An 11,908-nucleotide genomic window follows, 5' to 3' on the forward strand; every position below is an offset into this window, starting at 1 on the left:
GGTGGGTTGGGCGCGGCACGGCCGCGAGGCCCGGGTCAGAGGCCGGGCGCGCCCCAGACGGGGAACCAGCGGGAGAGGTCGGACTCGAGACGGAGGTCGTTGGTCAGGAGCGCCCGCGCCTGGAGCTCCAGCTCGTTATCGCGCCGCTCCCCCGCCCCCGCGATCGGCGCGAACGGGTAGAAGGTGCCGCGCTTGTAGAGATAGACCAGCGCAAGCGGCCGGTGCTCCGCGTCCCGGAAGCCGACCAGCGAGCACAGCAGCTGTGGGCCGAAGCCCGCGTCCCGCAGCAGCGTGTTCACCGCGTGCAGGTCGTTGACGAGGGTGGTGACGTCGTCCGGCGACTGCCGGGCCAGCAGCCAGGTGTAGCCGTAGGAGTCCTGGCTGAACTCCACCGGCAGGCCGCCGGTCGCCGTGTCGGCGTCGAGCAGCTCCCGCACCTCGTCCCGCACACGCGAGAACGCGCCGCCCTCGACGCTGGCGAAGCAGACCGAGCCGAGCCCGGTGGGCAGGAAGCCGGCGCCGGCCTGGAGGGTGATCGCCGCGGAGGGGACCGCGAACAGCTGGTCGAGATCGGGGCGGACCGGCTTGCTGCGGCCCAGGATCACGTCGAGGAAGCCCATCGGTGGATCACCGCGATCGGGGGTCAGGGCTGGCCGAGCTCGGTGGAGAGCCTGGCCAGCCGCTCGAGGCGCTGTTCGAGCGTGGGGTGGGAGGAGAGGAACCGGCCCATGCCCTCCCCGGACAGCGCCGGGGCGAAGTAGAAGGCGTTGAACGGCTCCGCCTGCCGCAGGTCGCGCGTCGGGATCCTGGCCATCTGGCCGGAGACCTTGGTCAGCGCGGAGGCAAGCGCCGAGGGGCGGCCGGTCAGCAGGGCGCCGGCGCGGTCGGCGGACAGCTCGCGGTAGCGGGAGAGCAGCCGGGTCAGCAGGAAGCTGATCACGTAGACCACGGCGCTGACGAGGGGGACGAGGAGCAGCAGCGCGTTCTGGTTGTTGTCGCGGGAGCGGCCCAGGCCCGTCCACAGGGCTATTCGGGTGATGAGGCCGGCCATCACGCCGAGGAAGGAGGCGATGGTCATCACCGCGACGTCACGGTGCGCGACGTGGGACAGCTCGTGGGCGAGGACGCCCTCCAGCTCCTCGGGCTCGAGGCGGCGCAGCAGCCCGGTGGTGGCGCACACCAGCGACTTCTTCTGGCCGCGGCCGGTGGCGAAGGCGTTGGGCACGTCGGTGTCGGCGATGGCGACCCTGGGCTTGGGCATGTCGGCCAGGGCGCACAGCCGGTCCACGGCGCCGTGCAGCTCCGGCGCCTGCTCGGGCGTGACCTCCCGGGCGCCCATGCTGTACGCGGCGATCCGGTCGCTGAACCAGAACTGGGCGAAGAAGAGACCGCCGACGATCACCACGATCAGCGGCCACGAGTCGCCGAGCAGCACGATCAGGACGCCGACGAGCACGACGTAGAGCAGGCCGAGGAAGAACATGGTGAGGGCCATGCGGCTCGTGAGCCCGCGGTCAGGGGCGAAACGGGTGCGCGACATCTGACGCCTCCCTTCTCTCCCCAAAGTAAAACAGTGGGGGTGAAAACGGCGCAAAGGGCCGATAAGAGGGAGATCAAAGGAGGAGATCTAGGGGCGATCTAGGGGTCGACCCTGGCCGCGACCGGCAGGTGGTCGCTTCCGGTGGCCGGCAGCGTCCAGGAGGAGACCGGTTCGAGGTCGCGCACCAGGATCTGGTCGATCCTGGCCATCGGGAAGGACGCCGGCCAGCTGAAGCCGAAGCCGGCGCCGGCGGCGCCCTGGGTGGAGCGCAGCTCGGAGGTGAGCGGGGCGAGCGCGCCGTCGTTCATCGTGCCGTTGAGGTCGCCGAGCAGCACCGTGCGCGGCAGCTCCTCGGCGGCGATGGCGTGGCCGAGCTGGTCGGCGGCGTCGTCGCGCTGCTCGGCCGTGAATCCGGCCCTGAACTGGACGCGCACGGACGGCATGTGGGCGACGTAGACGGCGACCTCGCCGATGCCCTCGGCCTCGACCGAGGTCCGCATCGCGCGGACCCAGCCGATGCCGATGTCGACCGGCTGGGCCTCGGTGAGCGGGTAGCGGCTCCACAGGCCGACGGTGCCCTGGACGGCGCTGTAGGGGTATGCCTCGGCCAGCTCCTCCTCGTAGGTGGCGACCGCGCCCTGCGGCAGCTCCTGGAGGGCGATCAGGTCGGCACCTGCGTCGATCAGGTCGCGGGCGGTGCCGGCCGGGTCGGGGTTGTCGGCGTCCACGTTGTGGCTGACGACCATGAGCGCGCCGCCGTCGGACGTCTTGTCGGCGAGCAGTCCGCCGAACAGGTTGAGCCAGACCAGGACCGGCACCAGCACCGCGATCACGGCGGTGGCCGAGCGGCGCAGCACGGCGCACAGCGCGAGTGCCGGGATGGCGAGGCCGACCCAGGGCAGGAAGGTCTGCAGGAGGCTGCCGACGTTGCCGATGGTGTTGGGCACCCTGGAGTGGAGCGCCATCAGCAGGGCGAGGGCCAGCGCGAAGCCCGCCGGCCACCAGCCGCGGCGCCAGCGGCCGACGCGGTCGCCCCAGCGTGGCCGCGTGGGTCGGGACGCGCCGGGGGCGGCGGTCTCGCCGCCCTCTTCGGGGCCTTGTCCCGGTTGGGTGTCGGGGGTGTACAACCGTGCCATCCGCTGCCCTCGCTGCCCGTCGCGCTTACGCTCCGGGGAACCATAGTCGAGCCCCGGTCACGTCGGAGTACAAGACGGTTACCGGGATGTGCGGGGTTCCCGGGGCCGCCGGCCGGGTGCGACGATGGAGGTCGATCCGGGGACGCCGGCATGGCGCCTCGAGACGACCTGAACAGGAGCAGCGTGATGACGCAGCACACGACTGCCCAGGCACCGGCCGCGCGGCCGGAGGTGCCAGGGCTCTACGGCGGAAAGCGGAACCGTCGGGTCACCGTGCGTGACATAGCGGCGGCGAAGCGGCGCGGGGAGAAGTGGCCGATGCTCACCGCCTACGACGCCATGACCGCCTCGGTGTTCGACGAGGCCGGCATCCCGGTGATGCTGGTCGGTGACTCGATGGGCAACACGCACCTGGGCTACGACAGCACGGTTCCGGTGACGCTCGACCAGATGGTGATGCTGTCGGCCGCGGTGGTGCGCGGCACCCAGCGCGCGTTGATCGTCGGGGACCTGCCGTTCGGCTCGTACCAGGAGAGCGCGACCCAGGCGTTGCGCAGCGCGACCCGGCTGGTGAAGGAGGCGGGCGTGGGCGCGGTCAAGCTGGAGGGCGGCGAGCGCTCGGCCGACCAGGTGTCCCTGCTGGTGGAGGCCGGTATCCCGGTGATGGCCCACGTGGGTCTCACGCCGCAGTCGGTGCACGCCTTCGGCGGGCACCCGGTGCAGGGTCGGGGCGAGGAGGCGGCGCAGCAGCTGCTGCGGGACGCCAAGGCGGTGCAGGACGCGGGCGCGTTCGCGGTGGTGCTCGAGCTGGTCACGGCCGAGCTGGCCGCGGAGGTGACGCGGAGCCTGCACATCCCGACGGTGGGCATCGGCGCGGGTCCCGACTGCGACGCCCAGGTGCTGGTGTGGACGGACATGGCCGGAATGACGGACTGGCCGGGCGGCCGGATGCCCCGGTTCGTCAAGCAGTACGCGCGGCTGCGCGAGACGCTCGGCGACGCGGCCCGGGCGTTCGCCGAGGACGTGGTGGGCGGCGCCTACCCGGCCGAGGAGCACAGCTTCCACTGAGGCCGCGGGACCTGGGGCGGCGGCCCGGGGTTCAGGCCCTGGACCGCCGCAGGTAGTACCAGGCCATGTTGGAGGAGAGCCCGGCCATCAGGACCCAGACGACGCCGAGCCAGTTGCCGTTGACGAAGGACACCACGGCGGCGGCGACGGTCAGGACGAAGACCAGCAGGGCGAAGCCGGCGAGCCGGCGGTCCTGGGCGGCGCGGGTCGGCCGGCCGGTCTTGGCGGCGGTGGGCATGACGGCTCCAGTCGGTTCTGCGGGGCCCGGGCTCGGGCACCCGGCGTGCGGTCTCCATTGTCCGCGCGCCGGGTGGCTCGCCGCCGCCGGCCCCCGGCCGTGACTCAGATGTCGGTGAGCCTGACGCCGGCGTGGGCCCGGTAGCGGCGGTTGACCGAGATCAGGTTGGCGACCAGGGACTCGACCTGGTGGGCGTTGCGCAGCCGGCCGGCGAAGACGCCGCGCATGCCGGGGATGCGGCCGGCGAGCGCCTGGACGATCTCGCAGTCGGCGCGGCTGTCGCCGAGGACCATCACGTCGGTCTCGATCTTCTCGATGGCGGGGTCCTGGAGGAGCACCGCCGACAGGTGGTGGAAGGCCGCGGTGACCCGGGACTCGGGGAGCAGGGCGGCGGCCTGCTGGGCGGCGCTGCCCTGCTCGGGGACGATGGCGTAGGCGCCCTGCTTGTCGAAGCCGAGCGGGTTGACGCAGTCGACGACGAGCTTGCCGGCGAGCTCCCCGGTGAGCGCGGCGACGGTCGCCTCGTGGCCCTCCCAGGGGACGGCGATGATCACCACGTCGCTCTCCCGGGCGCAGCCGGAGTTGTCCAGGCCGCGCACGCCGTGGCCGAGCTCCGCCGCCGCGGTCTCGGCGCGCTCGGCGGCGCGGGATCCGATGATGACTCGCTGGCCGGCCCTGGCCAGCCGGTAGGCGAGGCCCCTGCCCTGGTCGCCGGTGCCGCCGAGGACGCCGACCACGAGGTCCGATACGTCGGGCAGTTGCCAGGGATCCCGGGCGGGCGGCTTCGTCGCGTCGTGTGAGGTCATGCCTGAATCCTCCCATTCGGCGGTGCGGGTTCGGCCGTGACCGCCGTCGGTCCGCTGTTACCTGCGCTACCCGTCCTGGTCGGCCCCGCCCGTCTCGTCGGTGTCGTCCGTTCCCTCGCGGTCGTTCCAGCGGGGGTCGTGGCGCCACTCGTCCTCGCGCTCGCGGGCGGTCTCCATGGCGTGCTCGGCCTCGCCCCTGGTGCCGTAGGGGCCGAGTCGGTCCCTGGCTGGGCACTGCTGCCCCTCCTCGACCGCCTGGTGGCGGAGGCAGTAGTACCACTCGCCGGGGCGTCCTGAGGGCTTGCGTCGAAAGAGTGCGGCCATGACCCCATCCTGTCCGTCCAGGAGTCCCCTGCCCAGCCGTGGAGTCCATAGACTCGATCGCATGTCTGGCCAGTCTCTTCTCGTCCCCGGCACGATCTCGGCGACCCGCCGGGTGCCGTCCGCCATCCCTCGCCCCGAGTACGTGGGTCGCCCGGGCCCGACGCCCTACCGGGGTCCCGACGCGCAGGACGCCGAGACCGTCGAGCGGATGCGAGTGGCGGGGCGGATCGCGGCGCGGGCGATGGCGGCGGCGGCCGAGCACGTCGCGCCTGGCGTGACCACCGACCGCCTCGACCAGGTGGCGCACGAGTTCCTGTGCGACCACGGCGCCTACCCCTCGCCGCTCGGCTACCGGGGCTTCCCCAAGTCGATCTGCACCTCGGTGAACGAGGTGGTCTGCCACGGCATCCCCGACTCGACGGTGCTGCGCGAGGGCGACATCGTGAACCTGGACGTCACGGCGTTCGTGGGCGGGGTGCACGGGGACACCAACGCGACCTACCCGGTGGGCGGCGAGGAGGCGCTCGACGAGGAGTCGCGGCTGCTGGTCGAGCGCACCAGGGAGGCGCTGGCCCGCGCGATCAGGGCGGTGCGGCCGGGGCGCCGGATCAACGTGATCGGCCGGGTCGTCGAGTCGTACGCGAAGCGGTTCGGGTACGGCGTGGTGCGGGACTTCACGGGGCACGGCATCCACACCTCGTTCCACTCGGGCCTGTTGGTGCCGCACTACGACGACCCGGGCGCGAACACGGTGATGGAGCCGGGGATGACGTTCACGATCGAGCCGATGCTGAACCTGGGCACGCACGAGTGGGACAAGTGGGACGACGACTGGACGATCGTCACCAGGGACCGCCGACGCTCGGCCCAGTTCGAGCACACGCTGGTGGTCACGGAGAACGGCGCGGAGGTGCTGACACTGCCCTGACCGGCGCTGTCGGGCGCGCCTGACGCGCGCTCAGGTCTACCGACACCCCGTCGGCAAAAGCTTGACTTAGGTAAGCCTAAGTAGACACTATGGCGGTGCGCGGCGCCCCCGTCGCGCACCCGCCTACCGTCTCCGGAGGCCAGCATGACCCCGACCGCCACCGCCCCGTTCTCCACCCTGATCCGCGAGGCCTCGCAGCAGCAGCACACCGAGGCGGAGAACTCCTCGTTCATGAGCGACATGCTGGGCGGTCGGCTCGGGGTGGCGGCCTACCGGGCCTACACCGAGCAGCTGTGGTTCGTGTACCGGGCGCTCGAGGGGGCGGCCGACCGGCTGGCCGGCGATCCGGTGGCCGGCCCGTTCCTGCGCCCCGAGCTCTTCCGCACCGCGGCGCTCGAGCGGGACCTCGACCACCTGCACGAGGGCGCCGACTGGCGGGCCCCGCTGCGCCCGCTGGCCACCACCGAGACGTACGCGGCGCGGGTGATGGAGGTCGCGCGGGACTGGCCGGGCGGCTACGTCGCCCACCACTACACCCGCTACCTCGGCGACCTCTCGGGCGGCCAGGTGATCCGCGGCACGGCCGAGCGGACCTGGGGCTTCACGCGGAAGGGCGACGGGGTGCGGTTCTATGTCTTCGAGGCGATCGCCAACCCGGCCGCGTTCAAGCGCGAGTACCGGGAGCTGCTCGACGCGCTGCCCGTCGACGGCCCCGAGCGGCTGCGGATCGTGGACGAGTGCAAGCGTGCCTTCGCGCTCAACACCGCGGTCTTCCGGGAGCTCGGCGAGGCGGCGGGCCGGCCGATCCGGTAGCCGTTTTCGGTGACTTTTCCCGATAAGAGCGTTTTACGCTTTGCGGTGAAATGTGGGAGCGCGAGTCTGAGCCCAGGCACTCGGCGCTCATTCGCAGGGCATTCAAGGAGTTCAAGGAGTCGTCCTGGGCACGTCCATCCGCAGAGCACGCGCACGACGCCGCGGGCTCTGCGTCATCACCGTCCTGCTGGCCGCGGCGTGCGGCTCGGGTGACGGCTCGGCCTCGGTCGCTCCCCGGGAGGTGGGCCCGGCCGAGGGCTCCATCACCTGGTACGCGATCAACTTCGGTCCCGACGGGCTGCCCCAGCGGCTCGTCGACGCCTTCGAGCGGGAACACCCCGACATCTCCGTGACCTACCAGGCGGCGCCCAACAACACCGACACCATGCGCGCCACCCTCACCACGGAGATCTCCGGCGGCTCGGGCTCCATCGACGTCTACAGCGGCGACGTGGTCTGGCCGGCCCAGTTCGGCTCGGCGCAGCTCGCCATGCCGCTCGACGCCCACCTGCCGGACGACTTCTGGGACCGCTTCCCCGAGGAACGCGCCGACACCGCCCTGCACGAGGGCGAACACCTCGGGGCCCCGCTGTACGTCGACACCGGCTTCCTCTTCTACCGCGCCGACCTGCTGGAGAAGCACGACCTGTCGGTACCGGAGACCTGGGAGGAGCTGGCCGAGACCGCCACCGAGCTCCAGCGGTCAGGCGACGTGCGCTACGGCTACGTCGCCCAGTGGGCCAACTACGAGGGCCTCACCGTCAACTGGACCGAGCTGTCGGCCGCCGCCGGCGGCCGCAGCGTCGACGGCGACGCCGCGGCCATCGACTCCCCCGAGAACCGCCGGGTGCTGGACTTCATGCGCGGCCTGCTGAACGACGGGGTGGCCCCCGCCGCGATGACCAGCTTCCAGGAGCAGCAGTCGCTGCAGACCTTCGTGGAGGGCGACGCCGCCTTCCACCGCAACTGGTCCTACGCCTGGGGGGAGGCCAACAACCCCGAGGCCTCCCGGATCGCCGGCAAGGTCGGCATGAGCCCGATGCCCGCCTTCGAGGGCGAGGACCGGCCAGGTCCTTCCGGCACCGGCGGCTGGAACCTGATGATCAACCCGCACAGCGACGCCATCGGCGCCGGCCTGGCCTTCATCGAGTGGATGACAGGCCCCACCGCCCAGCGGATGCTGGCCGAGAACTCGGTGCTGCCGGCGGTCAGCGAGGTGCTCGACGACCGCGAACTGCAACGCGACAACCCGCCGCTGGCCGCCGCCGCCCGGGTGCCGCTGGTCTCCCGCCCCTCCGAGTCGCCGCGCTACGCCCAGGTCAGCAACGGCATCTTCACCAACATCAACGGCTCGCTCGCCGGCTCCGTGCCCCCCAGGGACGCGCTGCGCGCCGCCCAGCACGACATCGGCAAGGCCCTGAAGGGCCGCGCGCTATGAGCGACGAGCGCGCGGCGACCGGCCCGCCCGACGACGAGGACGGCCAGGCCATCCCCTACACCGGATCCCGGCCCGCGCGCGACCTCCCGCTGGGCCCGGTGCCGCCGGGCGCCCCCGGCGCGCCGTCGCCGGCCCCCCAGCCACCGGGCCCCGGCCGGCCGCGCCGCCGGAGGATCCCGCACCCCAGCCACCACAGGACCGCGCTCGAGCGCCGCTTCGCCCGCCTCGGCTGGGTGTTCGCGACGCCGGCACTCTTCGTGGTGCTGGCCGTCACGCTCTTCCCGATCGCGTTCTCCGTCGCCATGAGCCTCAGCGACGTCCAGGTCTCGTCCGACGGCTTCCGGCTCTCCGGGATCACCGCCGACAACTACGCCATGCTGCTCGGCTCGGCACGCTGGCGCCGGGCGCTGCTGTTCACCGTGCTCTACACCGTCGGCACGGTCCTCGCCGAGCTGGTGCTCGGCACCCTGATCGCCCTCGTCCTGGAACGGCTCAGCGCCGGCCGCGGCTGGATGATGGCGCTGCTGCTGCTCCCCTGGGCCATGATCACCGTGGTCTCGGCCCAGCTGTGGGCGTACATGTACAACGGCGTGTACGGGGTGCTGACCTCGGTGGTCGAGGGGCTCATCGGCTCGGCGCCGCAGTTCCTCGGCACGCCGGGCCCCGCCGTCGTGTCGATGGCCGTCGCCGACGTCTGGAAGACCACCCCGTTCGTGGCGATCATCGTGCTCGCCGGTCTGATGATGCTGCCGCGCGAGGTGACCGAGGCGGCCCGGGTGGACGGCGCCGGTCCCTGGACCGCGTTCTGGCGGGTCAGGCTGCCGCTGTTGCGGCCCGCGCTGACCATCGCCGTGCTGTTCCGGATCCTCCAGGCCTTCGGCATCTTCGACCTGCCGTTCGTGCTCACCGGCGGCGGCCCGGGCGACGCCACGGAGTCCCTGGCCCTGCTCGGCTGGCAGGTCATGTTCACCAACCTCGACTTCGGCCCCGGCGCCGCCGTGGCCGCGAGCACCGCCGGCCTGGTGCTGCTCGGCTGTCTGGTCTTTCTGCGGGCGTTCAGGTCCCGCGTCGGCGACGAGGAGGGCGGGGCATGACCACGACGGTGAGCACGGCGGCACCCACCAGGCCGCCCCGCGGGCGGCGGCTGCGGACCGTGTTCAGCTGGCCCAACGCGGCCGCCCTGGTGATCGCCGCCTTCGTGGCGGCCCCCCTCTACTGGATGGCCACCACCTCGCTCAAGCCGCCGGAGGAGATCGGCACCCACCCGCCCACCGTCTGGCCGGAGAACGCCACCTGGGCCAACTACCGGGACGCCTTCACCGACAACCACTTCGGGGTCTACCTGCTGAACTCGGTGGTGGTCTCGGTGCTCGCCACCCTGCTGGTGCTCGGCCTCAGCGCGTTCGCCGGCTACGCCCTGGCCAGGCTGCCGCTGCGCGGCAAGGCACCCATCATGGTCGCGCTGCTGATGATCTCCCTCTTCCCCACCATCGCGCTCGCCGCCCCGTTGTTCCTGCTCATGCGCGACATCGGCTGGCTCAACAGCTACCAGGGCCTGATCCTCGTCTACACGGCACTCAACGTCCCGTTTGCGGTCTGGATTCTGCGGAATTTCTTCCAGGGCATCCCCAAGGAGATGGAGGAGGTGGCGTGGGTGGACGGCGCCTCGCCGCTGCGTACCGTGCTCTCCGTGATCCTGCCGCAGGCCACGCCCGGCGTCTTCACGGCGGCGATCTTCACGTTCACCGCCTGTTGGACGGAGTTCCTCATCGCGCTGACCCTCAACACCGCCGACCGTTACCGGACCATGCCGGTGGGGCTCGCGCTGTTCGGCAGCCAGTTCACCGTTCCCTACGGGACGATCTTCGCCGCCGCCACCGTCTCGGTCCTGCCCATCGCCGTCCTGGTCCTCATCTTCCGGCGCGCCGTGGTCTCCGGGCTGACCGCGGGCGCCGTCAAGGGCTGAGCGCACGATGCCGACCTGACGAGCCGACCTACGAAAGGTGTGCCGCTGCCATGTCGTCCTTCCGCCCCGTTCCGTCCTGGCTGGCCGACGCCGTGCTCTACCAGATCTATCCGCAGAGCTTCGCCGATTCCAACGGCGACGGCATCGGCGACTTCCAGGGCGTCACCGAGCACCTGGACCACCTCGCCTGGCTGGGCGTCAACACGGTGTGGCTCAACCCCTGCTTCGCCTCACCGTTCCGCGACGCCGGCTACGACGTGTCCGACTACCTCACCCTCGCCCCCCGCTACGGCACCGATGAGGACCTCGCCAGGCTGGTGGAGACCGCGCGCGGGCGCGGCATCCGGGTCATGCTCGACCTCGTCGCCGGCCACACCTCGGACCAGCACCCGTGGTTCCTGGCCGCGGCCGACGACCCAGGCAACGACCGCTACATCTGGGCCGAGGGCCGGCCGCCGCGCTTCGTGCCGTCGCCCGGCAGCCGGCCAGGCAGCTACCTGCCCAACTTCTTCGACAGCCAGCCGGCGCTCAACTTCGGCTACGCCCGCAGCGACCCGGCCGAGCCGTGGCGCCAGCCGATCGACGCGCCGGGCCCGCAGGCCAACCGGATGGCGCTGCGCGGCGTCATGGACCACTGGCTGCGGCTCGGCCTCGCCGGCTTCCGCGTCGACATGGCGCACTCGCTGGTCAAGGACGACCCCGAGCTGGCCGAGACCTCGAAGCTCTGGGCCGAGCTACGGCGCTGGCTCGACGACACCCACCCGGACGCGGCGCTGCTCGCCGAGTGGGGCGACCCGTCCGTGTCGGTGCCGGCCGGCTTCCACTCCGACTTCTTCCTGCAGTTCGGCGGCCCCTCAGACGGGCTGCCGCTGCGCTCGCTGTGGAACAACAACCAGGGCACGGTGGCCGACCACTGGACGCAGCGGCACTGCTTCTTCGACGCCGAGGGCGGCGGCACGGCCGAGACGTTCGTCCAGGCCTGGTCTGAGGTCAGCTCGGTGATCGGCGACCGCGGCCACATCACGCTGCCCACCGCCAACCACGACTTCTCCCGGCTCGCTTGCGGCCCGCGCACCGCGGAACAACTGCCGGCCGCGTTCGCGTTCCAGCTCACCTGGCCCACCCTGCCGGCCATCTACTACGGCGACGAGATCGGCATGCGGTTCGTCCCCGACCTGCCGGACCACGAGGGCAGCCAGCTCAGCGAACGCTACAACCGGGCCGGCTCCCGCACCCCGATGCAGTGGGACGACTCCCCCAACGCCGGCTTCTCCACGGCCCCGGCCGACCAGCTCTACCTGCCGATCGACCCCGACCCGAACCGCCCCACGGTGGCCGCACAACGGGCCGACGGGGGCTCGCTGCTGCACCTGGTGCGGCGACTGATCGCCCTGCGGAAGGCGACGCCGGAGCTGGGTGCCGGCAGCCAGGTCGAGGTGCTGCACACCGGCTACCCGCTGACCTATCTGCGGGGCGGGCGCTACCTGATCGTCGTCAACCCACGGCGCGCTGAGGCGACGTTGCCGCTGCCGCGGCCTGAGCTGGCCGCGGTCCGACGCGCCGAGGGCATGGGCGTCACGGTCGACGCCACGGGCATCACGGCGGCCGGCTTCGCGTTCGGCGTCTTCTCACTGTGAGGGGCTTTCTCCCC

The 11,908-nt window shown here is 72.1% G+C and carries 13 protein-coding genes; 7 read left to right on the forward strand and 6 right to left on the reverse strand.

The features are described from left to right. Positions 1 to 35: 35 nt before the first annotated feature. From E1265_RS25000 to E1265_RS25010, 3 genes are all read right to left on the reverse strand, one after another. Entirely contained in the window at positions 36 to 620 is a 585-nt protein-coding gene (locus E1265_RS25000) for a hypothetical protein (RefSeq protein ID WP_132933264.1), read from the reverse strand. A gap of 23 nt (positions 621 to 643) precedes the next feature. Then, positions 644 to 1,540, reverse strand: a complete 897-nt coding sequence (gene htpX / locus E1265_RS25005; RefSeq protein ID WP_132933265.1) for a zinc metalloprotease HtpX — start codon at positions 1,538 to 1,540, stop codon at positions 644 to 646. A 98-nt stretch (positions 1,541 to 1,638) separates the two neighbouring features. Continuing rightward, the gene (locus E1265_RS25010) at positions 1,639 to 2,676 is read right to left on the reverse strand and encodes an endonuclease/exonuclease/phosphatase family protein (protein WP_165953868.1); all 1,038 of its coding nucleotides are present in this window, start codon (positions 2,674 to 2,676) and stop codon (positions 1,639 to 1,641) included. Positions 2,677 to 2,862: 186 nt separating this feature from the next. On the opposite strand from E1265_RS25010, the gene panB reads away from it, so the two are divergent. Then, complete coding sequence (gene panB, locus E1265_RS25015) at positions 2,863 to 3,744, forward strand: 3-methyl-2-oxobutanoate hydroxymethyltransferase (protein ID WP_132933266.1); 882 nt, start codon at positions 2,863 to 2,865, stop codon at positions 3,742 to 3,744. Positions 3,745 to 3,775: 31 nt separating this feature from the next. Here panB and E1265_RS25020 read toward each other — a convergent pair whose 3' ends face one another. The 3 genes from E1265_RS25020 to E1265_RS25030 form a co-directional block, all read right to left on the reverse strand. Further along, positions 3,776 to 3,982, reverse strand: coding sequence for a hypothetical protein (locus E1265_RS25020; RefSeq protein WP_132933267.1), 207 nt, complete (start codon positions 3,980 to 3,982; stop codon positions 3,776 to 3,778). Between the two features lie 104 nt (positions 3,983 to 4,086). Beyond that, positions 4,087 to 4,788, reverse strand: coding sequence for an NADPH-dependent F420 reductase (npdG, locus tag E1265_RS25025; protein ID WP_132933268.1), 702 nt, complete (start codon positions 4,786 to 4,788; stop codon positions 4,087 to 4,089). A 66-nt stretch (positions 4,789 to 4,854) separates the two neighbouring features. Continuing rightward, positions 4,855 to 5,112 (reverse strand): hypothetical protein, encoded by a 258-nt coding sequence (locus E1265_RS25030; RefSeq protein ID WP_132933269.1) that lies wholly within the window; start codon positions 5,110 to 5,112, stop codon positions 4,855 to 4,857. 61 nt (positions 5,113 to 5,173) lie between these two features. On the opposite strand from E1265_RS25030, the gene map reads away from it, so the two are divergent. The 6 genes from map (at position 5,174) to E1265_RS25060 (ending at position 11,894) form a co-directional block, all read left to right on the forward strand. Continuing rightward, positions 5,174 to 6,040: a type I methionyl aminopeptidase gene (map, locus tag E1265_RS25035; RefSeq protein WP_132933270.1), complete on the forward strand. Its 867-nt coding sequence runs from the start codon at positions 5,174 to 5,176 to the stop codon at positions 6,038 to 6,040. A 144-nt stretch (positions 6,041 to 6,184) separates the two neighbouring features. Then, positions 6,185 to 6,853, forward strand: coding sequence for a biliverdin-producing heme oxygenase (locus E1265_RS25040; protein WP_132933271.1), 669 nt, complete (start codon positions 6,185 to 6,187; stop codon positions 6,851 to 6,853). A gap of 241 nt (positions 6,854 to 7,094) precedes the next feature. Beyond that, entirely contained in the window at positions 7,095 to 8,291 is a 1,197-nt protein-coding gene (locus E1265_RS25045) for an ABC transporter substrate-binding protein (RefSeq protein ID WP_165953869.1), read from the forward strand. Further along, positions 8,288 to 9,385, forward strand: a complete 1,098-nt coding sequence (locus E1265_RS25050) for a sugar ABC transporter permease (RefSeq protein WP_132933273.1) — start codon at positions 8,288 to 8,290, stop codon at positions 9,383 to 9,385. Before E1265_RS25045 ends, E1265_RS25050 begins: the two co-directional genes overlap by 4 nt. Then, a complete protein-coding gene (locus E1265_RS25055; protein ID WP_132933274.1) occupies positions 9,382 to 10,257 on the forward strand; it encodes a carbohydrate ABC transporter permease in 876 nt (291 codons plus the stop codon). The genes E1265_RS25050 and E1265_RS25055 overlap by 4 nt, the downstream gene beginning before the upstream one ends. A gap of 50 nt (positions 10,258 to 10,307) precedes the next feature. Continuing rightward, the gene (locus E1265_RS25060; RefSeq protein ID WP_132933275.1) at positions 10,308 to 11,894 is read left to right on the forward strand and encodes an alpha-amylase family glycosyl hydrolase; all 1,587 of its coding nucleotides are present in this window, start codon (positions 10,308 to 10,310) and stop codon (positions 11,892 to 11,894) included. Positions 11,895 to 11,908 lie beyond the last annotated feature (14 nt).

It is taken from the genome of Streptomyces sp. 8K308, from assembly GCF_004348315.1.
In the GTDB taxonomy this organism is placed as follows: Bacteria; Actinomycetota; Actinomycetes; order Streptomycetales; family Streptomycetaceae; genus Streptomyces.